The following is a 24,729-nucleotide window of genomic DNA, read 5'->3' on the forward strand; positions in this document are numbered from 1 at the left end:
CAATATAGTAGACTAAATATATTTTAAAAATGAGCAATTTTTTTGAAAATAAATAGCGAAAAATAAAACCGGAAGCCCTTTGTTTTTTTCAAAATAAAACGGGGCAGCCGTTATCAGCTGCTCCGTTTGGGAAAAATGCTCTTTAACAATATTAACAATAATTAGACTTTTCAAACAATTATTTTTTTTATTTACTATTTCGCTGAAAAAATAAAAGAAAGAGATCGATAAAGGGTTAATAGTAAGGCGGAAATGGGTAAGAACTTATATAAAGACTGAGTTTTGCAAAATGCAGATCCCAATGTGATGCTATTAAGCTGAAGACTCTTGAACATGTGGATTTAGTGCCCTGTTGATAGCGGAAAGCGCAGGTGATTTATCACGATAATATTTACTAGTGCATGTCCTCAAGCATGATACTTTAAAATACTTGTCTACATAACAAACATTGATGGCAGGCGTTTGATCTATCTTATAAAATGTTAAACATATCTCTGTTGTCGGAAATGTTTCTAACGTTCTCAGCATGGTAAAAATGAAGTGTGGGGACATATTTTTCTTTGGCTCCCTTCTTTTCAACAAAGATTGAGTTTTTCCAAATATATCATGACATTTTTATATTCGATAGAGGTCTATTTTGTCGAAAATGCGCTAATTTTGTAGAAAAATCATTATCTCTTCACACTATGTTCAAAAGTGTTTATTTTTGTCATTCTATGAAACAGCATAAATGATGGTGAAAAGATGTAAAAATTGTTCTGAAACAAGAAATGCTCACAAAAATATACGTGCCCAGTGAAATGGTTTCATTGATTTGCTTCGAAGTCAAAACTTTTCCTTATTCACTTGTTTTCGTTTATGATGGGAAAGCAGGATATAGGAAAGGGGGACAAACAAGCGATGAAACGATTTTTGTTTGCCTATCGAGTAGTATCAACAGGTACTGAAGGCGAGTTTAGCGTAGCCATGCCTGATGAAGAAGCAGCTCATAAGGCGATCAAAGCCAGAGTAGCAGATATCGAAATGACAGAGGAAGAAGATATCGAGATTGGCGACCTGTTGAAGGTATTAGATTTGAAAGACAATTATTATGAGTGTGAAGGCTGCACTTAATGGCTGCTCAAAAGAAAGTATGATATGAAAAAAGCTGGCTGCCCTGCAGTCCAGCTTTTTTGTATTCCAGCTTTGTTAAGCTCCAAAGGCTATGTATATTAAACTCTTTGAAGGGCAGCCCACTTGTTCAGGACATGGGGTGCTTCCAACATGAACAATGTTTGTTCTTTTGGATCTTTAAATTCAATGTATATTCCATCGGTCAGTAAATCATTTAATTCGTATAGTGCCGTACGTTTATCTTCCAGCATACGCTCACTTATTTGATCGGTATCCACTATATCAATCAAAAACACTGGTCTTTTTCTTCTGTTAAACATACCTGTTAAAAAAGAAGAGCCGCGGCTGTGATCATATTGCCAAATTAACTTTGATGTGGAGAGCGGCAAAGATACCAATGATTCTTTTGTTCCCGTATATTCAATAATGACACTGTATATATTCCTCAACCTATCAGCGGTTCTTGCTTTAAAATATCCCATATTGTTCCTCCTGTATTTTTATAAGCTTCCCGCAAAAATATTTTATTAGGATAAATCTTAACTTACACACATTAGAAATGTATCATATATGCCTGCATGTAGTCTTGATTTTCACGTTATTTCCACCTTTTTACGCATACGAATAGTAAACCTAACCCTTAGTCGTTTGAAAGTATGCAGTACTGGCGTGAGCAGGAATAATAAAAGTATGAACAGCTGTTTAAAGTTTTGGTTACGAGTGCTCTATGAGGGATTCGAATAGCTGGAAGAGAGCAGCGTATAATTAATTCCGGAAAGGTGGTAAAACACGATGAAAATTGTCGATATATCTCATCATCAAGGCACTATTAACTGGGCTGCTGCAGCAAAAGAATTGGATCTGGCGATTCTTCGGGTGCAGGATGGCTCAAGTGTTCAGGACCGAACCTATTCCCAAAATACGGCTGGCTGCAAAGCAAATAACATTCCATTTGGCAATTATGCATTTTGCCGATTTGTTTCTATAGACGATGCGAAAAAGGAGGCGCAGGATTTTTGGAACCGAGGCGACAAAAACGCTTTCTTTTGGATAGCGGACGTTGAAGTAAAAACGATGGAGGATATGAGAGCGGGCACGCAGGCTTACCTCGATGAATTACGCCGCCTGGGCGCAAAAAAAGTGGGGCTGTATACAGGTCATCATACATACAAAGCATTTAATGCCGATCAGGTAGATGCGGACTTTGTCTGGCTTCCCCGCTATAGCAGCCAAAAGCCGGACTACCCATGTGACTTGTGGCAGTACACCGATAATGGCCGTCTTGCTGGGGTGTCTGGACCTGTTGATTTGAGCCGGTTAAACAGCGGCAAAACATTAGCATTTTTCCTCAATACCATTACAGCGGCTTCGACACCAGGCACATACCGGATTTTCACCGGTACGTTCTCAACTGACGAAAGCGCAAAAGCAGCGGCAGATACAATCAAGCAAGTAACTGGTTTTCACACATTCCCGAAAGACAAGAGGGTATGGACAGGCACTTTCCTAAGCAGAGAAGCGGCAGAAGCCGGCCGAAATTTAATCGCCCGCAAAGTCGGTTTGAATCCCCAGATTCGTCATGAAGATAAGTAACACAAAAAAAGCCCTGGTTCTCCCTCCGGGGCTATACGTCTTTTCTTGCCATTACATCATGTACGCTGCCGGTATGTTTTAATGTCTGTTCTATTTGTTCAGTGACGGGCTGAATTTTTAGGAACAGCTGACTGCTGCCAGTAGCCCTGGTTATTCATTGTTCCCTGAGGAGGCTGTGCCATGTTTTGTGCAGCCTGTCCACCCATCATACTTTGTGAAATTTGCGGGTTTTGTTGATTGGCTGGCTGCTGCTGAGCGCCTTGATTATTCATCATCCCTTGGAGAGGCTGTGTCGTGTTTTGCCCAGTTTGTCCACCCATCATACCTTGCGGAGCCGCTCCCATTAAAGAACTTAAAACCGTCTGGAAGAAAGGCTGGAAAGACCTGCTGCGTATTCCTCTAACGATGCCAAGGATAGCGACACCTGTTGCAGCTATAGGCAACACAGATTTAAACATACTATTTCGGTTGTTCACACATTTCATCTCCTCATGATTCATTGAAAAGGACCATTTGTAGTATGTGAAAAAGAAGGATCATTATTATGGATATTATTTTTTGCATGAGATGGATGATTTTAAAAAACATAAAAATAAGGGTTTTTCCCCAATCTAATAACGGCCCATCAGGCGGTTAGGAAAACCACCCTGTACTTTCTATACTGGCCCTTTGTATTTTTTAGAAATGAACGTTGTTTGTATTGTTTTTTATACTGTGGAACGAAATCAAACAGTAATGGAACGTGAATCCAAAAAAGTGCAGGTGTTTTAAGTGCAATTATCCCCTAAAATTTATCACTCGCTCGTTCGGCCAAAATGGTTTACAAAAATTTATATTCAAAATAACATTCAGCGGCACTTTGATTTAACGGGGCAGAAAGTGCTGGACTTCGGAGCGGGTACAGGTGCGAACTGCACGTTATGTTCACCTGATTATTACGTTGGCATAGATCCTGACACAAATAGGATTAACTTTGCCAAAAGGCTGTATGCGGCTTATCAATTTGAAGCATTTAGCGGCAATGAACTCCCTGTGGAAGAAAACAGCTTTGATGTCATTTTGATTATTGCGGTTCTGCATCATATTCCGCCAGACATGGTTCGACATTACATTAAAGAATTCAAACGCATTCTAAGACCGAATGGAAAAGTAGTGGTCATTGAACCTTACTTATGTGATGCATCTCCGATCTGTAATTGGTTTATGAAAACCAACGATAAAGGGGATTATATTCAAAAGGAAGAACAGTATCTTGATTATTTCACAAAAGAACATTTTCGCTACAATGTGATCAGCAGGTTTAAAAAATGCTTTCTTTATAACGAATTATACTTTACAGCGTTTCTCTGATGTTTAGAAGCCTTAGTGGAAATGGGCTTTATCTGCAGTTCACCTGCTTGATTCCCGGCGATTCACATAAACGCTTCCTTTTATGAACAGTTAAGCAAGCTGAACTGCACTGCACATAGTCAGCTTGCTTAACTGTTATATAACGCTTCTTTTACACTAACATTTTCACATTATTATAAAAGCCCATGAATTACCGGTAAAAGTTCATTCTAAATTCCTCTATAATGATAGGCGGAGGTGAAATAGAATGAAGTTATTGTTGTTGTTTGTATTGTTTATCGTTTCGCTGATCCTCTTTTACAAGGCTTATAAGAATACACATAAAGTGGCGTTTAAAAAAATTCATTTGTCTTCAATAGATTCCATTGACTCAACCAGCTCTCTGGCTGTATTACACATTTCAGATATGCATCTTGAGAATATTTCTATTTCCCCTGAGCAGCTTTATAGCAAACTGGCAGGCGAGAGAATAGACCTTATTGCCCTCACCGGAGACTTTTTAGATAAAAAACGAAGTATCCCTCGATTAATTCCCTATTTAGATGTGCTGAACCGCTTGAAGCCTCAATATGGTATGTATGCTGTATTCGGAAACCATGATTACCGTTTAAGCAAAACGGATTTTGACTCTTTAAAAAATATATTGGAAAAGCACGGGTGTAAAACACTTCAAAATGCACATGAAACCATTTTGGTGGAAGGAAAACCTCTCAACATTATTGGAGTGGACGACTTTCATACAAAGAAAAGCGATTTGCAGGCATCATTTTCAGATGTCAAAGAAGGATACCGCCTTGTTTTAACTCATGATCCAAATATTGTTCTTGGCATGGAGAGTTACGCATACCATTATCTTTTAGCTGGCCATTTTCATGGCGGTCAGATTTACTGGCCCAAGCCATACCATCTCGCAAAGCTGGGACGTACGATGATGCGGATGGATATGATTAAAGGGCTGCACTACTATCATGAAAAACCTCTTTATATAAGTGAAGGATTGGGACAAACCTCTATTAACATAAGAGTAGGGAGCCGCCCTGAAATCACTCTTCACGAACTATCCTTGAATACTGCTGAAAATGAGAAGGCTTTGACAGCCGTATAATATTAAAGATTTTTTTGGCGCTTGATTTCCAATTAAGGGAATGATAAAGTGGCTGTGATATCTTACTAGCCATCTGCCATTTGTATGTTACACATCTGAATTTCTTGTAAGGCAGACTCGTTTTAATCCCCGATTAAATAACATAAAGTGTTGTAGTCTATACAGGCAATGACAAGGACATGAGTGATTTTGACCGGCTCATAGAGAGGGAAGCCAAGACTGAAAGCTTCCCAGCGCAGCAAAATCACTTACCGCCTTGGAGCTGTACTGTCGAACCGGTACCGCAGCAGTGCGATAAAACTGACTGAAGCCATTGCTTTTTGAGCGGTGGGAATTTGGGTGGAACCACGAGGAAAAACACACTCGTCCCTTCTTAGGGATGGGTGTGTTTTTTTATATAAATAATCATTAAATGATGTTCATCAAATATTTGCCAAAGAAATCATTCAGCAATTACAGCAGGCCGGTATACGGGCGGAAGGGGATACTCGTGAAGAAAAACTCGGCTATAAAATAAGAGAAGCACAAATGAAGAAAATACCGTACACATTAGTAGTAGGAGATGAAGAGTGTGCCAGCCAAACGGTCAATGTACGGTGTTACGGGCAAAGGAACGCAGGATAGAAACATTTAAAAGAAGTAGTGAAAAACCGGCTTCTGAACGGTATGGATGGAGTATAACTAGTTATATCTCCACGGGTTCACAAAGAGAAAAGCGCCGCTTCTGAATGGGCAGCAAGTGGCGCTTTCTTTGCTTATGCTTCTTCTCGGACAAGTTTGAGTAAATCCGTTAAAAAAGCATGCAGGGCTTTTCCAGGGTTTTCATTTTGATAAATGATCGGGATAATGCCTCTTTCTTTTAGGATCTTTTCTTTAATAGGGTTCGGTTCGTTCAGCAGGATAAACGATTTCGGCCTTAAATGCTCATACGTAGAAATTTTCCACTGGTTATGCAGTTTATAAAGCATATAACGGATATTAATATCTGAAAGGCTGTATCCGATAAAAAGCAGTGACTTCTCCAACGAATCGGACCGGAGCTTAATATCGAGTGACGTTTCGAAATCGAGTCTCTTGAAAAAACTTGATTCTGTTAGCACGATAGAGGAGTCATCGTCAAAGTCACCGTGAAATTTGACAATCTGCGTTTTTCCTTCCTCAATTTGAGTGATATCCGCGACATTGGTAATTTTCGTATATGGCCTTCCATAAAAGTCATGTGCTTCTTCAAGCCAGCGGTCGAAATTGGTTGTATAAATTAAGGGGAAATTTAATTCAATCAGCATTCGGTGGATCTCCGAATGCTCCAGCTCAATTTTTGGATTATGCCATTTTCGGTCCATCCAGCTTCGCAGTTCACCCAGTGACCCTTTTTCTAAACAATAATACTCTGCCAGCGTTAAAAAGTCACGATCTCCCCATGCTGTAAACTCATCTGGGTCATAACCGAGATTTTCAGCAATCTGGTGAATCATTTCTGAGTAATCCGGCAGTCCCAAGTTTTTAGAGACGCCAGATCCGGCAAACAAAATGGCTTTTTTCTTTTTGATTGCAGCGGCTAACTCCTCTATCACTTCTGACGGCTCCTTTCTTCTGGCAAGCGGGGTTACTTTAGCTTTTCCCCTGAATATGTTTTTTAATGTAATCTTTTGTTATTTCACGAACTTCTTTGCTTAAGAACACAAGAGCGATGACATTCGGAACAATAATTAATGCCAGCATTAAATCAAGGAACTGCCAGATAAATTCTAGAGCCCCAACAGCCCCGGCTAAAATAGCCACTAAGTAAACAACGCGCATCAGCTTGGAAAATTGAATCCCAAATAAATATTCCGCCTGTTTTTCTCCGTAAAAAACAACCACCAGTACGGTAGATAATACGAAAAAGAACAAAGATATGGAAAGAATTATACCGGCAGCCCCATGACCGACAACGGTGGCAAATGCTTCGATTACCATCGTCGAAGCGTCATTCGCTTCGACTTCTTTCCAGGCACCTGATGTTAAAACAACGAGCGCGGTTGTTGTACAGACAATAATGGTATCCACCAGCACTTCGAACACGCCCCATAAGCCCTGTTTGGCTGGATGATCGTTCATAGCCGTTGAATGGGCGATAGGCGCTGTTCCCATGCCTGCTTCATTTGAGTAAATACCGCGGGCAAGCCCCCAGCGGATAGCAGCAGCAACAGTTGCACCTGCAAAGCCTCCGGCAGCCGAAATAGGCGTAAAAGCGTGATAGAAAATTAAGCCAAAGGCTGTTGGGATTTCAGACAGATTTCCAGCCAGCACAAGCCCTGAACAAATTAAATACAGAACGACCATGATCGGCACAAACTTTTCGGTAACAGAACCGATTCGTTTAATGCCCCCATAGGTTACGATACCAACAGCCAGCAAAACTGCAATCCCTGTTGCTAGCGGCGGAATACCGAAGGAAGATTCGACAGTGGTAGACAGGGAATTAGACTGGACCATCGTACTTGCAATCACTTCAAGCATAAGAAAAAACGCAAAAAAGGTGGCGACCGGTTTCCAGCCAAGTCCCTTTTCAATATAATGCATAGGCCCGCCGGTCCACTCGCCGGCCTCATTTTTTGTGCGGTATTTTAACCCGAGCACCACTTCTGAATATTTGGTTCCCATGCCAATAAGCGCAACGAGCCACATCCAAAAAATGGCTCCAGGCCCGCCCAGCCCAATCGCAAGAGGTACACCGACAATATTGGCTGCTCCGACTGTGGAAGCCAGGGCAGACGTAGAAGCCTGAAAAGGCGTAACGGAACCAGGTGCATCCCCTTTCGAGAACATTTTGCCAAATGTCTGCTTCATAATGTGAGGGAAGTACCGGAACTGAAAAAAACCAATCCGGACATTTAAAATCAGGCCGCATCCTAATAATAAAATAATCATTGGCACTCCCCAGATCCATCCTGACAGCGAAGCGACGATTTGCTCAAAACTCTCCAAATTATTTCCTCCTCAAATCTGTCCATTTGCGCCTCAACATGTTAAGCGCATACAATGATGCAAAAATAGTTAAAACCCTTTTTATTTAGCCTGATTGTATGTATGTTCCCGTAGAATAAGAATTTCATTGATTTCCTGCGGCTGTGTCCCATACAAAGCTTTTGATTGGTAAGCATGAACTTCCTGATAAACAGCAGCCATCTTCTCTATTATCCATCTATCTGATTTTGGTGCGGTAGACCAGCAATAAAGCTTCATTTCACTCAGTTCTTTAGTGACCGGGTGCCTGCGCACGTATTGAATGTGATCAATACATTGAAAGCCGATTTTTTTGTAAAAGTGAACCCGTTTAATCGTATCCGGTTCATGAATCGTCTCCGGTTCTACTTCAAGAAGGATAGGCTTTTTCTTCTTTTTTAACTGGTCCATGATTCGGCTTCCTAAACCTGCGCTCCGGTGATTACTATGCACGAGTACGTAGTCTACAAACAAAAAATCTTCCCGTTCAAAATAAGCGAGTACATAGCCAGCACCTTCTTCAATCTTGTAGGAACAGCCTTTGTCTTTTAGAAGCCGCTCAAAATGCTCCTCTGATTTCATTTCATTTGCCGGAAAATATTCTGATAGTGCCATATACCAAGTGTTCATTTTCATTCCTCCTTTGTCATATACATATATAAACTATTAATCACTACCTTAAAAAAGTAGAAAATAAACAAAAAAATTGAAAAAAAGTTTAATTTGCTTAAAAAAGGGTAATTGTATTACTCCTTTGTAATATTTGTCTCTTACATATATTAAACTATTAATTAGTACCATAAAATATTAGAAAATAAACAAAAATCAGACAAAAAAGTTTGATTTATAGTAAGATAGGGAATTGTACCCCTGTTTGTTATTTTTTAGTCAAAGGATGGGAAGAAGAAATGGAAAATGAAAAAAAAGTTACAGCCCTTCTGGGGTGGAGTCTGCCTGTCATTGAAGCGGTAGACAAGCTTGACCGGCCTTTTCTTGTAGTAGGACCGCCTGAATTTGAACCGTTTGCCAAAGAAAATGATATTCAGTTTGTCGGCTGGCAGTTCGAGCGGTTAAATGAAAAATCAGAGGAGCTATATAAAGAGCTGCATTCTTTAGGCGTAAAGCTTGCGGTTCCAATCTATGAAGAAACGGTTGAATGGGCAGGTGCTTTAAACGCGAGGTTCCAGGATGATCCCCGTGTTTTCAATCGATCTCTTCTTCTTCGAGATAAAGGGCTTATGAAGCGAAAAGCGCAAATGTCCGGCATCAAAGTCGGGGTATTTGAAGAAGCGTACCAAAAAGAAGATGTGTACCGCTTTTTAAAACGAGTGAACGAGGCTTTAATTAAAATAGACGGGGATATCAATGACCCTATTCATGTAAAGCCTTTAAATAAAGCCGGCACGGTTGGCCACCGGGTTATACGGGATGCTTCCGATATCGATCTGATCCCTCAGGAGGATTTTCCTTGTTTAATGGAGAGCCACTTAGACGGTCAGGAATTTTCCTGTGAAGCGTTTGTTCACAATGGGAAAGTTTATTTCTTAAACATTACGGAATATGTCCAATTAGGGCATTCTAATTTTGTTCCTGCATCGCCTTCTCTAGAAGAATGGCGCCCTAGAATCCGGGAAGAAATTGAAAAGCTGGTCGCTTCCTTTGAAATCAAATATGGAGTGATCCACCCGGAATTTTTCATTTCACCTGACGGCACGCTTCATTTTGGAGAAGTCGCAGCGCGGATCCCCGGGGGACATATTTTTGATTTAATTGAGCGGGCATACGGTTTCAGTGCATACCAGGCCCAGGTTCTTTGCAGTGACCCGGATACAACCGCAGAAGAGCTGGAAGCGTTTTTTCCTGAAGAGGTAACTTCCGCTAAAGGGTATGCTGGAAGCTTGATGGTTTATCCACGCGTTAAAATTATCGACCGCCTGGAAGTGCCGGAAGAATTAAAATCGCATCCTTATTTTGAAAAGCATGATATGTTTATCCCGGCTACAAGCAAAGTAGCGGAGCGGGTTGGATTTGGCAATCACTACGGGACTATTTTCTTCTTTGGGGAAGACAGTGAAGAAATGCGCGGTTTAATGAAAAAATATGAAACCTATAATTTCTATCTTTGAAAAACTTTTATTTTGGAGACCGGTTAGGGAGGAATATAGAATGGACGCTGAAAGCAAACTGGCACCGACAAAATTTGAACAAGCTCTTGATACGCTGGGGCAGGCAAAACCTTATGCTAAAAGTTTGTACCAAACAGAAGTATTTCAACAAGCCATCGATCTGGCACGAACCGATGATGGCCTTAAACAATTATTCAGCTATGCCCCTCGATTTGATGAAGCAGGGGTTTTCCAGGGAGGTCCGTGGGAGCAAGCATCAAAGCTCCAGCCCCCTTTTGTCGGAGGCTCTTTAAAGCTAAAAGGCGTCAATTCGATTGTTGAGCTGCTTAGTGAACTGCGCATGCTCGCGATTGCCAAAGGATTGTATGAGCATAAAGAAGTGTCCGCCCAGGAAGCGAAAGAATTTTTAAACGAAGTACTGGCATTAAATTTAGATATTCTTTTTCCGCCAGAAACAGAAGAAGCCAGAATTGGTTCAGGTGAACATATTGAACGGGCAGAACGGTTATTCCGCTTCTTAGGAGATGAACTTTCTTTTCAGGCTATTGCCAATCAGATTGTATCGGAAATTGATCGGCTGACTGTCCAAAGGCCGATCATGGTTAACCGCATTGTAAAAATGATTACGATGGCCAAACAAATGATGGAAAGTGATATTAGTGAGGAAGTTAAACAGTCTTTACAGGCATACTCGTCGGCTATTACGACACCAAGTCCGTTAAGCAAAGAATGGTCCAGCTTTAGGGAATACCGCTTAAGCTTAAAAAATGCGTCAGAAGAGGAATTGAAACAAGAAGCAGAAGCATTTGCCGGGTCTGTAAGGGGTACGGGGCTTGTTTCTCCATATCACGCTGTTTTTCTAAGACATTTAAATCGGGTAAAATCAGAGCTTCTGCCAGCCGCCCTCTCTTTATCTGAAACCGGTGAAGCGATTTTAAACGCTCAATCCAATCTTGTCCATGACATGATTCAGGTCGCTATCCACCCTCATACAGCTCAATCTATTTACGGGCTTGGGAAGGTATTGGACCGGGGACTGCTTTCGCAGGAGCCGCTTCTTCCGAGTATTCGCCGGCTGATTGAACTTGATATTCATCCGGAAGTAAAACAAATCCTGCTTACGCCCGAAAATAAACGGGAAGGCTTAACAGCGAATACGGTTCTTTTGGCCGGAACGCTTAGTGTGCTTGGCCAGCCTTTAGGAATTGGGCAGGGATTGAACCCGACCTGCCAGTCTGCACGAGCGCTTAGCCTCTGGGCACAGCACGGCCCTGGCCAGCTTCTGGAATTTATTGCCCGGGGAGCAAGGGACAATGATGTGGACATTATTTTCGAAGGGGAACCCCTTCACTCTTCTTCGCTTGAAGGAGGCGTCGCTTCGGAAATTCATCAGGAACTGGATCCCGTTTCTAAGGTTCTCGTTCCCCATTTGGACAAGATATACAATGAAATGATGAAACGGACTGCTCTGCGCGGAGAAGACGGCCATAAATGGGTGAATCCCGAGTTTTATGGAGAGTGGGTGCCGCGCGGATTTGCAAATATCATTAGTCCTGCAACCGGAGCGGTAACGGATTACGCCGGTTTTGTCCGGTTATTTTATTCTACCCATCATCCTGGCTATAACGAAGGGTATGAATTGATTTATCCGAATCCAGTAGGTATTTATATTACCAATGTGCATGGTGAGCTGTTAGGTCTTCACGCGGTTTCCATTCAGCGGGTCGCTGCAGACGAAGCAGGAGAGTACCGCATTTATTTTTACAATCCTAATAATGACAGCGGCCAAAATTGGGGACAAGGCATTGAGCCTTCTGTAAAAGGGCATGGAGAACAGGAGGGGGAAGCGTCTCTTCCGTTTTCACAATTTACGGCACGCATGTATGCTTTTCATTATAATCCTTATGAACAAGGAGATTCTTATGCAGTAGAAGATGAGATCGTTGAGGAAATCACATCTCTTGCAAAAGAAAGCTGGGGCAAACAATATACATGGCTTGATTAAAAAACTTTCCCATGAACATAATAAGGATGTTAAAACAGGTGCTTTTAGTCAGGCACCTGTTTTTTCATGCTCTTTTAGTAACACAAAAAAACGCTGGTTCTTATTAACCTAGTAAGAACGGGCTTTTTTTTATATAATAAATGCACATTCCTTATCATAAGTGATGCTAATTTGTGAAAAAAGTCATCTTTATTATAAAGAAAATGACCCGATACTTAATACTAGGAAGATGTTTATTTTTGGTTTTTATTCGTGTGGAATGAAAACAGAAGATAGATTTGTACTGCGGGATTTTTATAGAACAAGCATTGAAATACATGTGTTAAAGTACGTAATAGAGAAAAAGGGGAAGCCATAGTGAGTTCATTTTTAAAATTTTCGGCTTATATTACTGACAACGTAGAAGCATTAGCAACTGAGGTTGTGGAAAAAGTGCTTACAAAGCTGGAACTGACGATTCCAGACGGGGAAAAAGAGCAGGCATATACAATGTACCTTGAATTCTTACAGTTTTTTGGGGATTCTTTTGTAAAAGAAGAAAAATGCGTTCCTGATTTCTTTATAGAATGGAGCCGAAAAAATGCAGATATGCAGACTTCTTCAGGCGGCAGGGTTTCTCTTTTGGCTGTCCGGTACCCTCCAACACGGGAAGTTTTAACTGATATGTTTACGGAAATTGGACAAAAGCTTCAGTTGTCACTAGAACAAATTGTTTTGATCATTAAGCGTATCAACCAAATGCTGGACAGCAGCTTAAATGAGACCATTTTTGCATTTGAACAGCTGTATGAAGAAAAGAAAGAGCGGGCAAAAAAAGAAATGGCCGCCTTATCCGCACCAATTATACCTGTAAGGGAAGGGATTGTGATTCTCCCTCTTATAGGAGAAATGGATGCTTATCGGGCCAATTATATACTAGAGCACGTTTTTCCTAGACTGTCAGACATGGAGGTCGATCATCTTATTGTCGATTTTTCCGGCCTTTCCCAGATTGATGTAAAGATGGCGTCTTATCTTCAGCAGCTGGGCATGATGCTCAAGTTAGTGGGTATTCACCTCATCACATCCGGTCTTCGTCCTGACCTAGCTCAAATTGTTGTAAAAAGCGGGCTTGAGCTTTCAGGTACAGATACGTTTTCCACCGTAAAAAGGGCGTTAGAGAGCCTGGGTTAATCATATATATAACAAAGAATAAAACCGGTACGTCCCCTTTTGATGGAAATGGAAAAGGAGGTGTACCGGTTTTTTATATGCCTGTTTAGAAAAGCAAAACACTGCTTACTTCATTGTTTTATGCAAAATTATAAAGTTCTGAGGCTGAATGGTGACGGTCTTTTCATCATGTGTTTCTTCCGTCCACACATTTTGAGCATTCATAAAGACATCCGGCACATCAGCTTGTATCGGTGTATCGCTTGAATTAATCAAAAACAAAAGTTTTTCTTGTTCATTTTCGCGCGTGTAGCTGATCAGCTCCGGATGAATATCCGCAAACGCAAAGCTGCCGCTGTTGCCAAAAGCCGGTATTTGTTTACGCAGCGCAATTGCTTTTTGAATAAAGGCCCGTAAATCGCGATCCTGCTTGTCTTCATCCCAAACCATACATTTGCGGCAATCCGGATCTGGTCCACCTGTTAAGCCAATTTCATCGCCGTAATAAATACACGGAGACCCCGGAGAAGACAGAGCAAACAAGTAAGACAGCTTGACGCTTTCTTTATTGCCATACGCAACCGTTAAAAGTCTTGGCGTATCATGGCTTCCAAGCAGGTTAAACGCAACTTCATTGATAGGAATCGGATAAGAATGATAGACATGGGTAATTTCCTGTTTAAACTGTTCGGCTGTGATTTTTCTTTGTGCGAAAAAGTCTACAATTGCATGGACAAAGCGATAGTTCATCGCCGCATCAAACTGATCTCCCTGAAGCCATGGCAGGGCATCATGCCAGATTTCACCCAGAATATACACATCCGGCTTTATTGCTTTTACCGTGCGGCGGAACTCCCGCCAAAAAGCATGATCGACTTCATCAGCCACATCCAGTCTCCAGCCGTCTATATCAAAATTCTTTACCCAATGAGAGGCAACATTCAACAAATAGTTTTTTACTTCCGGATTTTCGGTGTTAAGCTTTGGCATGTTTTTTTCAAAGCTGAAGGTTTCGTAATTTAACTTGTCACCTTCCTGTAGCGGAAATTTTCGAATGTGGAACCAGTCTTTGTATTTCGATGCTTCACCTTTTTCAAGCACATCCTGAAACGGACCAAAAAAGTAGCCGCTATGATTGAATACTGCATCGAGCATCACTTTAATGCCCCTTTGATGGCATTCATCAATGAGCTTTCTCAGCAATTCCTCATCACCGAATTGCGGGTCGATTTGAAGATAGTCAATGGTGTCATATTTATGATTTGTGTTTGCTTTGAAAATAGGGGTGAAGTAAATACCGGTAATGCCGAGATCCTGCAGGTAATCCAAGTGGTCAATGACTCCCTGGAAGTCGCCGCCAAAGTAGTTATCAATCTCCGGCTTGCCTCCCCATGGCTGTGTATTGGGAGGATCCAGGCGTGGATCCCCATTGCCGAACCGTTCCGGGAAAATCTGATACCAGACCGTATCTTTTACCCAGCGGGGAGCAGTGAAAATATCGGCCGGATTAATATATGGGAAGTTAAAGTAATTCGCTGTTTTTTCCGGCGCCTGGTCGAAAAAGCCACGCTCTGTGTAATAAACAGTCTCATTCCCGCTGACACATTTAAATCCGTAAAGAAGGCGGCGGTGCGCAGGCTTAATTTCCGCCATCCAGTAATCAAACAGCATATCTGATCCAGCTAAAATCATATCTTCTTCGTCATATACCCATATACCATCCTTAAGGATATAAGAATCTCCATGAAGCAATGATACATGTGTGAGGTCACCTTTCTTGGAGCGTAGGCGGATATGAACGGTATCCGCGTCATAGGAATAAGCAAAATTGTTTTTAGGCCGGTGATAAATGGCTTCCTTTAACATAAAAAATCCCTCCATAGACAGTTATGTATTCAGGTAGTGTGAACTGTTTCACTGAATTTTATCTAGCCTTTTCCCTTCCTTTATTTCTTTTAATCCTTTTTCCGCAAAAAAATACCGGCATATCACCAATGTTTTAAACTTTTTAGCCAAGGAGACATGAACAAATAGAAGAGCATGATACAATAGAAGAGAAGCCCTGCAGAAAAAAATCTATTTATTTCATTTTTTTCCTTTATACACCGAGATAAGAGAGCAGATCAAACAGAGAAAAAACAGCAGGGAGAGTTAAAAGGAGGGATTGAAATGAAGGTTGTATTTTTCCTCGTAATTGCAGCCATTATAGCCGGCATCATTATTAAGAAGGCCAGCGAAAAAAACACGCCTGGCAGGCGCTCCGGCCAGAAAGCAAGAAATTATAAGGGATCGGCAATAGACAGGCCGCTTTCTTCTGAACTGGAACAGACGCTTGGCTTAAAAATACCGGAAGGCAAGCCGTTAGCTGAAAAACTGGAGCATGCCTGGAACCGGAGTCTCGAAGTGTCCGTAAAAGCACGGTTGATCGAAAAAGGAATGGTATCCGATGAGTCGTTTTCATGGTACCAGCTTGAATTAAAGCGTTTTTTCATTCTTTCTGCCATCATGAAAAATGTACCGATGTACAGCGCAAAGGTCGATGCCATTTGGCATGATATGATTTTGTTTACAAAGGATTATGCGGCTTTTTGCGAGCAATTTCATGGTACAATGATTCACCACACTCCAACTGACAAAGCTAAAATAACAAGAGGGGCATCACAGCATGAGCGGGCTGTTTTTGAATTGGTATATTCAGTTTTATTTACGGAGCATGATTACACTGAAACCATCCAAGGTCCATTTGGAAAAACACTGCTTCGCAAATCCTTTGTAGAAAAATGGCAGAATGCAAAAGGAAAGGAACGGGAAACATATCTTCAACAAGAGCTGTTTGAAGCAGTGCCAGAAGAATATGAGCCTCTTATCTATGCCTTAACGAAGAAGCTTGCAGAGCTTCTTGAAGAAGCAGAAGAACACGTTGACCGCCGTCAAAAAACACGGTCTAAAACGATTATGGCGGCCCGGCCGGAGGATCAAACACCTGTCTTGCTGCTGTCCTATTCGATTCTGGCCCTGCATGAGCCTATACCGGAAGATAATAACTACGTGAGTTCAGGCGGTTATTACGATAGGGATGACCGTGACGACCGTTATGATCATCACGACTCAGGGAATGATTCTTCTTGCTCTTCTGACAGCGGGAGCGGATCCAGCTGTTCTTCAAGCAGCTGTGGAGGAAGCTCTTAATCGAAGACAGAGATGGAGCCAATATACAATGAAAAGCAGGGAACCCTGGTATGGGTACCTGCTTTTTTATACAATGCACAAATTTTTCCATAAATATGTGGATAAGAGATGTTTAAATAAAAGCAGACAAGGAAGAGAAAGGTATACCCCTTCTCTTAATAAGCGATGAAAACAGCTTGCTAAGAAATCCATCGATTAACATAAAAGCTCCCAAAAAAACAATAAAATAAAAGGAGGAAACTGCCTTGATAAAGCAGCGATTCGTCGATACAGAGATAAAAGAAACGATCGAAGAACACCTTCGATGCATTGACCATCCAACCGCGGTGCATTGGGCATTAGGTTGTGCAGAACATGTGATTCAGTATTATGAACGAAAGTTCCCCCATGACGGACGTCCAAGAGAGGCCATTGAAGCCGGACGCGCCTGGCTGCAGGGAACTATGAAAGTGAGAGAAGTTCGAAAAGCTTCATTTGCCGCTCATGCTGCGGCCCGTCAAACAGATGATAAGGCAGCGACTGCTGCTGCACGGGCAGCAGGCCAGGCCGTCGCAACCGTTCATGTATTTGGCCATGCAATCCATGCATCTACCTATGCGGTAAAGGCCATTGCTCATGCAACCCACTTTGATGCGGAAGCGGTGGCTGATGAACGTGCCTGGCAGTATAAGTATTTGCTAGATTTAGAGAAAGAGATGTAAGTTGTTTGGCGCTTCTTTTAAAGAAGCGCTTTGTTTTTTTTATCTGTATAATAGGGATAAAGGAGGCGGGGAAAGATGAACAAGAAAGCAAAAGCGATCCAGTGGTCTACAGTCGATTATGAATTTGGACCACTTTATATAGCTAAAACAGGGAAAGGGCTTTGTTATATAGGATCACCAGGTCAGACGTTTGAAGAGCTTGAAGCATGGGTGAATAAACGGTTCCCAGCGGCTGTTCTTATAGAAGATCACGGTTCTTTAAAACCTTACCAGGACGAACTGTATGCTTATTTTACCGGAACGATCCGCACTTTTCATTTGCCTGTTGATGTAAGGGGGACACCTTTTCAGCTGCAAATATGGGAGGCGCTCAAGCAGATTCCTTATGGAGAAACTTATTCGTATTCGGATATTGCCAAGCTTGCTGGAAAGCCGGCTGCTGTCCGGGCAGTAGGAGCCGCAATTGGCGCAAACCCCGTGCTGATTACCATTCCATGCCACCGGGTGATCGGAAAAAACGGGGCATTGACCGGCTACAGGGGCGGCCTGGAGTTAAAGCAGTATTTACTCCAATTAGAAGCAAAATATGCGGGAGCCCGCCTGTAAAGCCGCCGAGGCAGGAGGCTCCCTTGGAATGCAGGTACGTTCCATTCCCAAACCTCAAGGTCGAATCTTTCACTTGTTTATTCATCTAACGCTTAACGCTCTTTACGTTTTTCTCCTAACTCTTTCAGGGCTTTACGTGCTTTTTCCTGCTCAGGATTTGTATAAAGTGCAGCGGTCGAAGTCGTACTGTGGCCAAGCTGCATCATAAGCAGATGAATGTCATTTGTTTCTTCCATCAAATTTGTACCAAATGTATGCCGCAGTTTGTGCGGTGACATCGATTTATTGGACATAAATGCTTTCGTATACTTTTTCACCAGCGCTTCAATGGTCCGGTTGGAGAGAGGCTGCGGTTCATTTTTAACCTTTGTTAAAAAAACGAACTCATAATCTTCGCCGGTTGCGTGATACCGCTCATTACGAATGGCGAGATAAGCTTTTACGTCATCCATTGCCTGGGGAATGACTGCAACAATGTCCCGCTTATTTCCTTTACGCAAAACGCTGATTTGTCCCATTTCAAAGTCCACGTCCCGTAAGCGAAGATTAGACAGCTCATTCACCCGGATGCCGCTTCCAAGAAACAGTGAAAGAATGGCAATATCCCGTTCCTTGTCCCGCTTAAAATAAACAACCTTACGTGAATCAGCGGGCAGTTCCTGTTCATAGTCGTTCTTCAAGAATTCCAGGAAACGAATATCATCATCCTGATGAAAGATTTTTGTTGCAATGCGCGCAGCACGGGCATTTAGGGTTTCTTTTACTTTGGTGACTTCAATTTTCAGCATAACATTACGGTGAAAGTAAGGTTCGCCGTCTTCATTTTCTGTTTGCGTCGTTAAATACTTAAAAAGAGAACGAAGTGCCGAGATTTTACGATTAATCGATACTTTTTCCGCTTTTTTCGTATCCTGTTTATTTACTTGGATATCCCGTCGTTCCAGAAAGCGGATAAATCCTTGTGCTTCTACTAATTTAAGGGTTTCGAGCACGGTCATAGGTATATCTTTTATTTCTTTGACGTCTGTAATGCCTTCTGCAATGAGCCATTCAAAAAACAGCTTATAATCGTGTACATAATTTAAAAGAGTAGAAGGAGACCGGCTGCCCAGCTTCTGATCCACATATTCCACCACGTAAAACGGCATGATATTCATTAATTCTTCTAATTTTTTTTCGTGTAATTGATGCTGACGTGTATTAGCCATTTTTCAAACCTCTTTCGATCAATTTCAACTTTGCGTAAAATTCAATTTTTAAGAAAAGATAGTGTGTATTTATTATACCCAAACCGTTTGGTAAATTCAGCTTTTCATGCAAATATTTTTAATTATTTAAGCTAAATGATTCTACTTTAAATGATTTTACTCATGAGCTATTCACATTCAGCCGGCTGAGCGCAGCAAATGATACATAAAATGCTTTAGAGATCCTAAAAAAACAGCTTTTAAGCATGTTCATGTTATTTAACGATTCCGGCCTTTGTGAAACATTTGTTCGCAAACAGGAAAAACGGCATAAATTTGATTCAAACATTGTTTTTTAATCAGACTGCTGGATTTTCATATAAGAACCACGTTTATTTTATTTAAGGATCAAGATCATTTTATACAACAGCTCAGCAATTTTTCTGCTGTGAGGGATAAAAGGCTTTTCATGCAATATCTACCCCATAAACTATATTGTTCACTGTTCTCTTGCCTTAAAACCAGGTTCCTCACTTTTATCCTCAAAGGTTAAATTTGGTCAAACTTTGTGCTAAATAAATATTTTACGCAAAAATGAATAATTATTCCCTTCTGTGCAAATTTATTCTTAGATTTTTTAAAACAGCAGCAAAAAAGCTGCCTGAAGTCCATTTCTACTGTCAGGCAGCTTTTTATTCACTTTCTTATATGGATGGGCTTAGTTCATGCTGGTAGTCAACCCAGACAGAACCATTATCAGCAGAGCGCACACAATTCTCTACCCAGCGAACACCTTCTACACCCGCTTCAATTCCTGGATACCAGACGTCATTCAGCCCTTCTCCGTTGTCCAGTGCTGTCATCGCTCTAGCAAAACGAGTATAAAGATTCGACCATGCTTCAAATAACCCTTCAGGATGGCCGCCGCCAATCCGGTCGTCTGCTAATGCTTGTGGATACAGGTAGTCCATTCCGCGCTCTAAAATCTGTACAGGCTGCCCCTGGACTTCAAAACGAAGCTGGTTTGGCTGTTCATCCCACCATTCAATACTTGCTTTAGAACCAATCACTCGTATTTTCTGTCCATGCATCGAACCTGCATTCACAGCGGAAGACCAGACTGTACCCACTGCGCCATTTTCATATTCCATGATCGTGTAAGCGTTATCCTCAAGTGGCGCACGGCTTTTGACAAAGCTCTGGCGTGTGCACATTAACTTTTTGATTTTCATGTTTGGCAGCATGACTTCTGACAAGAATAAAGGATGTGTGCCTAAATCGCCAAGTACATAGCTCGGCCCTGCCATTTTAGGATCAACACGCCATTTGGTGCTGGCATTTTGCTCTTCCACTTCTCCCGAATGAAAGCCGTGGGCAAACTGCATATTCACAATTCTAATTTCGCCTAACTCACCGTTTGCAATTAACTGGCGCGCCTGCTCGATCATTTGGTGGCCGGAATAACCGTATGTAATTCCGACAACGCGATTCTTTGCTTTGGCTAACGCTTCAAGTTCCAATGCTTCTTCCGTCGTAAAGCAAAGCGGCTTTTCACAGATCACATGCAGGCCTGCTTCAAGGGCTGCTTTAGAGATCGCGTAATGCGTGCCGTTCGGCGTAGCGATAGAAACCGCTTGAATGCCGTCCTCACGTTTTGCCTCTTCTTCAAACATCGCTTTATAGTCTGGATAGCAGCGCTCTGGAGAAACGTGCAAGTTCACCCCAAAGTCCTTGCCGCGTTCTGCATTAATATCAAAAGCACCCGCAACAAGTTCAAAATTGTGATCACGCAATGCAGCTGAGCGGTGAATATAACCGATTTGACTTCCACGCCCGCCTCCTACCATCGCCCAGCGGATTGGTTGCTGAATTACTTTTTCACCGTTAATCATTTGTCATACTCCCCTTCTTCTATGTTTTCGTTAATAACCTACACTTTTTAAATAGTCGACACTTTGTTTTACATCCCGCAGACTTGTATCTGCATTGCGGGGATCCCGTTCCTGCTCAATCGTGATATAACCTTGGTAGCCAATTTCTTTTAGTAGCTTGTGAATGGAGTTGTAATCAATGATGCCTTGTCCAATCGGGCACATAACGCCTTTGGCACACGCTTCAAAGAAACGGATATGCTCACCCATCACTTCGTTGTAAATGTCGAGGTTAATATCTTTAAAATGAATGTAGTCTAATCGGTCTGCATAGTCTTGAATCCACTGATAAGGATCCATTTTGGAGTAATAAAGGTGGCCCGTATCCAGGCAAAGGCCGGCTGTTTCATAAGGGATATCTTCTAGCAGCTGTTTAATTTCATCTTCAAATTCAATGTAGCCGCCCGCATGAGGATGAATAACAGAACGGACACCATATTTTGTCCAGGCGCGATCGGCAAGTGCCCGTATATGTGTCATCATTGTATTCCAGGCATCAGAAGATAGTCGCTGTGCTTCATCCGGCTTACCTGCCTTGTAATCCCTTTCCTCATGTCCCCAGTCAATGATCACCAGATAAGGAGTCGGAAACTTCTGTCCTTCTTCTGAGGGTGACAATGGAAGTTTAGTGATCAGAGAACAAATATCGTCTACCTGGTGCAATAAGTTCTCTAAGTTAGAAGGTGATACCAAATCATCAAAAATGGTCCCCGCAATGATGTTTAAATCGTTTTTAGACAGCTCTGCCTGTACCCGCTCAATATCCATTGGAATATATCCATACGGACCAAGTTCAATGCCTTTGTAGCCTGCCTGCGATGCTTCATGTAACACTCGTTCCCATGGCGGAAGATATGGATTTTTCGGATCGTCCACTCCCCAGCAGCACGGCGCTCCTGCAATTTTAATTCCCATGCTAAAATCCTCCTCTTACTCGTTCCTAATGAAAAGATCTCTATAATTAGAAGCGCTTTCAATTATCTTTTTAAAATAAACAGTTATTATTATCTTGCCTTAACAATCGAATCCCTTTTATCGCCTTTATTAGATTGCGAGCGGAAAAGTTCTTCCAGCTCTTCAAGTGTACGCCCATTTGTCTCCGGCATAAATTTATATACGAACCCGATTCCTAATAAACCTAGAGCTACGAAAACAAAGAATGTAGCCGATAAACCGACAGAGCTTAGCAATACCGGAAAAGCAAAACCAATCACAAAGTTGATAATCCAGAGGAAAAAGATACTGATACCAGAACCAAGACCTCTTAACCTTTGTGGAAATATTTCTGCAATGACTAACCATGTCACCGGTCCCACACAGCCCTGCATAAATGCGAGGAACAGAACGGTTAAAGAAAGTACAATATACGGAAGGGCAGCAGATCCATCGAGTACCATAGAGAAGATGGCGATAAGGAAAAGGGCAGTTGTGGTTCCAGATAAACCAATGATCAACATGGGACGCCGGTTCACCTTCCCAACCAGCCAAATACCGACTACGACTGCAATGACTGAAATAAGGCCATTCGCAATGTTCGCGATTAAGGCTGCTTTTGTGCCGAAGCCTGATTCTTCAAGAATTTGCGTTCCATAATACATGATAGAATTAACACCTGTAATTTGATTCACTGCGGCAATTCCAATCCCAATAAGCAAGATACGGCGCAGCCATGGAGCGGAAAAGTCTTTTAAAGAAGCTTTTTCAAACTCTGAATCTTTTTTTACGGCTGTTTCAATTTCTTGAAATTCCGCTTTCGCCCGTTTTTCATCTCGTATTTGTTTAAGGACACGCAGCGCTTCCGTATTTTTTCCTTTTGAAGCCAGCCACCGCGGACTTTCTGGCACAACGAGCATACTAACAAATAAGATGAAAGCCGGAATAGCACAAAGAACAAGCATATACCGCCAAACATGTCCGGTATCCGCCATTGTGATACCAAGAATGGCATTGAAGATGTAAGCTAGTAATTGCCCGCCCACAATCATAAATTCATTCATCGTCACCATTCGGCCCCTTTTTTCATGAGGTGCCATTTCTGCTAAAAAGGCCGGGACCATAGACGAAGCTCCTCCAACAGCAAGACCAAGTAAAAATCGAAAGACAACCATGATGGAAACATCGGGAGCAAATGCAGTGCCAAGCGATGCCAGCAAGAATAAAAAGGATAGATTTAGAATCATTTTGCGGCGTCCATAGCGATCTGCTAATCTTCCGCATATCAGGGCGCCAAATGCTGCTCCTAACAGGAGTGAACTCGTTACAAGCCCTTCTGTAACCGGTGTGAGATTAAGCTGATCAGGCCTTTCCATAAAAGGTAAAGCACCATTGATTACACCCGTGTCATACCCGAAAAGAAGCCCTCCAAATGTTGCGGAAACCATAATAATTTGTAAATACATTTTGTGATTGATGGATTTCCTCATTACTTGATTACTCATGTATAACCACCTCCATAGGCTGCGTTGTAGTAGATGCTCTTTCACCTGAGAATTTGCTCTGGCTTATTTTCAGATCCATCAACATATGTAATCATCTGTTTATGCATCAGGCAACTGCCTGTCTTGTTTGCATTTGGAAGACAGAAAAATCTCCCAACCACTTTTCCATTATGTACCTTGGATGTAAAGGCCGTGTTTCTAAAGTTCCCTCCTTTTCTGGAATGTGTAAGTGCTTAACTTAAATTGAGTATAATGAAAAGCGCTTACAAAGTATTTGTCCTGAAAAGACTAAATTTTTATAATTTAAGGACACGAAAAATAAAAAGAGGCCTCTAAAAGTTTTTAGAGGCTGGCTTGTTTTCTGTATTTTCCCGGTGTTAAACCCGTTTCTTCTTGAAACACACGAGTAAAATAATGGACTGATGAAAAACAGTATTGCTCGGAGATCGTTTTAATGTCCAGATTCGTCATCCGAAGCATCTCTGCTGCCGCGTTAATGCGTTCTTGGCGTATAAAAGCCGTATAGGATACCCCTAAATGATGAGTAAATAAGCGGGATAGGTGCCGGGTTGATATATGCAGATATTGCGCCACATCCTTTATCGAAAGCGGCCTGTTTAAATTGTCTCTAATAAATAATTGAGCCTGGTTGACCAGCATCCGTCCTTTTGTTTCATTATTGCTATCACTTTCGTCCTCTTCCTCATCATCTCCGCAAAATAATGTCTGAAGTGAAAGTAACAATGAATGACTAAGGGCGTTCAAAATGTCGGTTGGACAGGATATATTCCCATGTTTCATTAATGTTGTTAATAAGAGAGCCGCCGGCGAATCTTCTGCATCCTGAATAAGTATATTTTTCGTTTCAGAAAGATTTTTAAAAAAAGAAACTCCTTTTTCCGTTGAAGACGACAAATCTACTTCAAAACCAACCCAGAACAGCGAAAGGTTTTTTCCTTTATGAATTCTATGCAGTTTTTCCGGGCGTGAACAGAAGAACACACCTTTTTGCAGTGGATAAATTTGATCGTCTTCAACATAAAGACCTGTTCCGTCAAACACATAACAGATCTCAAAAAAGGAGTGTTTATGAATTGGATTATCTGGATGATTAGGATGCGCCCCCCAGGAATGGACGTGAAATGAGACATTCTTTCCATTCAGGTAAATACACCTTTTTTGCAATTTATCAATAGCAGTACTCACATTCATGATACTTCTCCTTTAAAACAAACGTACTGACCT

The 24,729-nt window shown here is 41.7% G+C and carries 21 protein-coding genes and 1 pseudogene; 11 read left to right on the forward strand and 11 right to left on the reverse strand.

Going from position 1 to position 24,729, the window contains the following annotated elements; all coding sequences use genetic code 11:
* Positions 1 to 900: 900 nt before the first annotated feature.
* Complete coding sequence (locus L2D08_RS17075) at positions 901 to 1,113, forward strand: hypothetical protein (protein ID WP_242235522.1); 213 nt, start codon at positions 901 to 903, stop codon at positions 1,111 to 1,113.
* 98 nt (positions 1,114 to 1,211) lie between these two features.
* On the opposite strand, the gene L2D08_RS17080 is transcribed toward L2D08_RS17075, so the two are convergent.
* Positions 1,212 to 1,595 carry a hypothetical protein gene (locus tag L2D08_RS17080; RefSeq protein ID WP_242235523.1) on the reverse strand — a complete coding sequence of 128 codons (384 nt, stop codon included), beginning with the start codon at positions 1,593 to 1,595 and terminating at the stop codon, positions 1,212 to 1,214.
* Between the two features lie 310 nt (positions 1,596 to 1,905).
* Here L2D08_RS17080 and L2D08_RS17085 point away from each other — a divergent pair, with 310 nt between their 5' ends.
* Complete coding sequence (locus L2D08_RS17085) at positions 1,906 to 2,706, forward strand: GH25 family lysozyme (RefSeq protein WP_242235525.1); 801 nt, start codon at positions 1,906 to 1,908, stop codon at positions 2,704 to 2,706.
* 98 nt (positions 2,707 to 2,804) lie between these two features.
* Here the strand turns inward: L2D08_RS17085 and L2D08_RS17090 are convergent, their stop codons facing one another.
* Positions 2,805 to 3,182 carry a hypothetical protein gene (locus L2D08_RS17090; RefSeq protein WP_242235527.1) on the reverse strand — a complete coding sequence of 126 codons (378 nt, stop codon included), beginning with the start codon at positions 3,180 to 3,182 and terminating at the stop codon, positions 2,805 to 2,807.
* Between the two features lie 295 nt (positions 3,183 to 3,477).
* On the opposite strand from L2D08_RS17090, the gene L2D08_RS17095 reads away from it, so the two are divergent.
* The 3 genes and pseudogenes from L2D08_RS17095 to L2D08_RS17105 all read left to right on the forward strand — a co-directional run.
* On the forward strand, positions 3,478 to 4,056 hold the full coding sequence (locus L2D08_RS17095; RefSeq protein ID WP_242235528.1) for a class I SAM-dependent methyltransferase: 579 nt from the start codon (positions 3,478 to 3,480) through the stop codon (positions 4,054 to 4,056).
* Between the two features lie 247 nt (positions 4,057 to 4,303).
* On the forward strand, positions 4,304 to 5,161 hold the full coding sequence (locus tag L2D08_RS17100) for a metallophosphoesterase (RefSeq protein ID WP_242235530.1): 858 nt from the start codon (positions 4,304 to 4,306) through the stop codon (positions 5,159 to 5,161).
* Positions 5,162 to 5,575: 414 nt separating this feature from the next.
* Positions 5,576 to 5,785: pseudogene (locus L2D08_RS17105) on the forward strand (His/Gly/Thr/Pro-type tRNA ligase C-terminal domain-containing protein); the annotation flags it as partial.
* Between the two features lie 131 nt (positions 5,786 to 5,916).
* Here the strand turns inward: L2D08_RS17105 and L2D08_RS24325 are convergent.
* The 3 genes from L2D08_RS24325 to L2D08_RS17120 form a co-directional block, all read right to left on the reverse strand.
* Positions 5,917 to 6,735 (reverse strand): SIR2 family protein, encoded by an 819-nt coding sequence (locus L2D08_RS24325; RefSeq protein ID WP_242235532.1) that lies wholly within the window; start codon positions 6,733 to 6,735, stop codon positions 5,917 to 5,919.
* 37 nt (positions 6,736 to 6,772) lie between these two features.
* Entirely contained in the window at positions 6,773 to 8,131 is a 1,359-nt protein-coding gene (locus tag L2D08_RS17115) for an alanine/glycine:cation symporter family protein (protein ID WP_242235534.1), read from the reverse strand.
* Between the two features lie 81 nt (positions 8,132 to 8,212).
* Complete coding sequence (locus L2D08_RS17120) at positions 8,213 to 8,779, reverse strand: GNAT family N-acetyltransferase (RefSeq protein WP_242235536.1); 567 nt, start codon at positions 8,777 to 8,779, stop codon at positions 8,213 to 8,215.
* A gap of 278 nt (positions 8,780 to 9,057) precedes the next feature.
* On the opposite strand from L2D08_RS17120, the gene L2D08_RS17125 reads away from it, so the two are divergent.
* The 3 genes from L2D08_RS17125 (at position 9,058) to L2D08_RS24330 (ending at position 13,453) form a co-directional block, all read left to right on the forward strand.
* On the forward strand, positions 9,058 to 10,275 hold the full coding sequence (locus L2D08_RS17125; protein WP_242235538.1) for an ATP-grasp domain-containing protein: 1,218 nt from the start codon (positions 9,058 to 9,060) through the stop codon (positions 10,273 to 10,275).
* 40 nt (positions 10,276 to 10,315) lie between these two features.
* Positions 10,316 to 12,280, forward strand: coding sequence for a hypothetical protein (locus L2D08_RS17130; RefSeq protein ID WP_242235540.1), 1,965 nt, complete (start codon positions 10,316 to 10,318; stop codon positions 12,278 to 12,280).
* Between the two features lie 357 nt (positions 12,281 to 12,637).
* On the forward strand, positions 12,638 to 13,453 hold the full coding sequence (locus L2D08_RS24330) for an STAS domain-containing protein (protein WP_242235543.1): 816 nt from the start codon (positions 12,638 to 12,640) through the stop codon (positions 13,451 to 13,453).
* 105 nt (positions 13,454 to 13,558) lie between these two features.
* Here the strand turns inward: L2D08_RS24330 and L2D08_RS17140 are convergent, their stop codons facing one another.
* A complete protein-coding gene (locus L2D08_RS17140; protein WP_242235545.1) occupies positions 13,559 to 15,298 on the reverse strand; it encodes a glycoside hydrolase family 13 protein in 1,740 nt (579 codons plus the stop codon).
* Positions 15,299 to 15,601: 303 nt separating this feature from the next.
* On the opposite strand from L2D08_RS17140, the gene L2D08_RS17145 reads away from it, so the two are divergent.
* From L2D08_RS17145 to L2D08_RS17155, 3 genes are all read left to right on the forward strand, one after another.
* Positions 15,602 to 16,621 (forward strand): glycine-rich domain-containing protein, encoded by a 1,020-nt coding sequence (locus L2D08_RS17145; protein WP_242235547.1) that lies wholly within the window; start codon positions 15,602 to 15,604, stop codon positions 16,619 to 16,621.
* A gap of 245 nt (positions 16,622 to 16,866) precedes the next feature.
* Positions 16,867 to 17,322: a putative immunity protein gene (locus L2D08_RS17150; RefSeq protein ID WP_242235549.1), complete on the forward strand. Its 456-nt coding sequence runs from the start codon at positions 16,867 to 16,869 to the stop codon at positions 17,320 to 17,322.
* A gap of 75 nt (positions 17,323 to 17,397) precedes the next feature.
* Positions 17,398 to 17,928: a methylated-DNA--[protein]-cysteine S-methyltransferase gene (locus L2D08_RS17155; RefSeq protein ID WP_242235550.1), complete on the forward strand. Its 531-nt coding sequence runs from the start codon at positions 17,398 to 17,400 to the stop codon at positions 17,926 to 17,928.
* A gap of 92 nt (positions 17,929 to 18,020) precedes the next feature.
* Here the strand turns inward: L2D08_RS17155 and xerS are convergent, their stop codons facing one another.
* The 5 genes from xerS to L2D08_RS17180 form a co-directional block, all read right to left on the reverse strand.
* Positions 18,021 to 19,136, reverse strand: a complete 1,116-nt coding sequence (xerS, locus tag L2D08_RS17160; protein WP_242235552.1) for a tyrosine recombinase XerS — start codon at positions 19,134 to 19,136, stop codon at positions 18,021 to 18,023.
* Positions 19,137 to 19,819: 683 nt separating this feature from the next.
* Positions 19,820 to 21,007: a Gfo/Idh/MocA family protein gene (locus tag L2D08_RS17165; RefSeq protein WP_242235555.1), complete on the reverse strand. Its 1,188-nt coding sequence runs from the start codon at positions 21,005 to 21,007 to the stop codon at positions 19,820 to 19,822.
* Positions 21,008 to 21,037: 30 nt separating this feature from the next.
* Positions 21,038 to 21,961: a sugar phosphate isomerase/epimerase family protein gene (locus tag L2D08_RS17170; RefSeq protein WP_242235556.1), complete on the reverse strand. Its 924-nt coding sequence runs from the start codon at positions 21,959 to 21,961 to the stop codon at positions 21,038 to 21,040.
* Positions 21,962 to 22,050: 89 nt separating this feature from the next.
* Positions 22,051 to 23,469, reverse strand: coding sequence for a sugar porter family MFS transporter (locus tag L2D08_RS17175; RefSeq protein ID WP_242235655.1), 1,419 nt, complete (start codon positions 23,467 to 23,469; stop codon positions 22,051 to 22,053).
* Positions 23,470 to 23,826: 357 nt separating this feature from the next.
* The gene (locus L2D08_RS17180) at positions 23,827 to 24,696 is read right to left on the reverse strand and encodes an AraC family transcriptional regulator (RefSeq protein ID WP_242235558.1); all 870 of its coding nucleotides are present in this window, start codon (positions 24,694 to 24,696) and stop codon (positions 23,827 to 23,829) included.
* Between the last annotated feature and the right edge of the window lie 33 nt (positions 24,697 to 24,729).

This window comes from Domibacillus sp. PGB-M46 (assembly GCF_022668875.1).
Lineage (GTDB): Bacteria > Bacillota > Bacilli > Bacillales > Domibacillaceae > Domibacillus.

Bases quoted from the DNA above. Each gene is read 5' to 3' on its own strand.
- L2D08_RS17075 (WP_242235522.1), top strand. From the start codon at position 901: ATGAAACGATTTTTGTTTGCCTATCGAGTAGTATCAACAGGTACTGAA.
- L2D08_RS17080 (WP_242235523.1), bottom strand. From the start codon at position 1,595: ATGGGATATTTTAAAGCAAGAACCGCTGATAGGTTGAGGAATATATAC.
- L2D08_RS17085 (WP_242235525.1), top strand. From the start codon at position 1,906: ATGAAAATTGTCGATATATCTCATCATCAAGGCACTATTAACTGGGCT.
- L2D08_RS17100 (WP_242235530.1), top strand. From the start codon at position 4,304: ATGAAGTTATTGTTGTTGTTTGTATTGTTTATCGTTTCGCTGATCCTC.
- L2D08_RS17120 (WP_242235536.1), bottom strand. From the start codon at position 8,779: ATGAACACTTGGTATATGGCACTATCAGAATATTTTCCGGCAAATGAA.
- L2D08_RS17125 (WP_242235538.1), top strand. From the start codon at position 9,058: ATGGAAAATGAAAAAAAAGTTACAGCCCTTCTGGGGTGGAGTCTGCCT.
- L2D08_RS17130 (WP_242235540.1), top strand. From the start codon at position 10,316: ATGGACGCTGAAAGCAAACTGGCACCGACAAAATTTGAACAAGCTCTT.
- L2D08_RS17140 (WP_242235545.1), bottom strand. From the start codon at position 15,298: ATGTTAAAGGAAGCCATTTATCACCGGCCTAAAAACAATTTTGCTTAT.
- L2D08_RS17145 (WP_242235547.1), top strand. From the start codon at position 15,602: ATGAAGGTTGTATTTTTCCTCGTAATTGCAGCCATTATAGCCGGCATC.
- L2D08_RS17155 (WP_242235550.1), top strand. From the start codon at position 17,398: ATGAACAAGAAAGCAAAAGCGATCCAGTGGTCTACAGTCGATTATGAA.
- xerS (WP_242235552.1), bottom strand. From the start codon at position 19,136: ATGGCTAATACACGTCAGCATCAATTACACGAAAAAAAATTAGAAGAA.
- L2D08_RS17165 (WP_242235555.1), bottom strand. From the start codon at position 21,007: ATGATTAACGGTGAAAAAGTAATTCAGCAACCAATCCGCTGGGCGATG.
- L2D08_RS17170 (WP_242235556.1), bottom strand. From the start codon at position 21,961: ATGGGAATTAAAATTGCAGGAGCGCCGTGCTGCTGGGGAGTGGACGAT.
- L2D08_RS17175 (WP_242235655.1), bottom strand. From the start codon at position 23,469: ATGAGGAAATCCATCAATCACAAAATGTATTTACAAATTATTATGGTT.
- L2D08_RS17180 (WP_242235558.1), bottom strand. From the start codon at position 24,696: ATGAATGTGAGTACTGCTATTGATAAATTGCAAAAAAGGTGTATTTAC.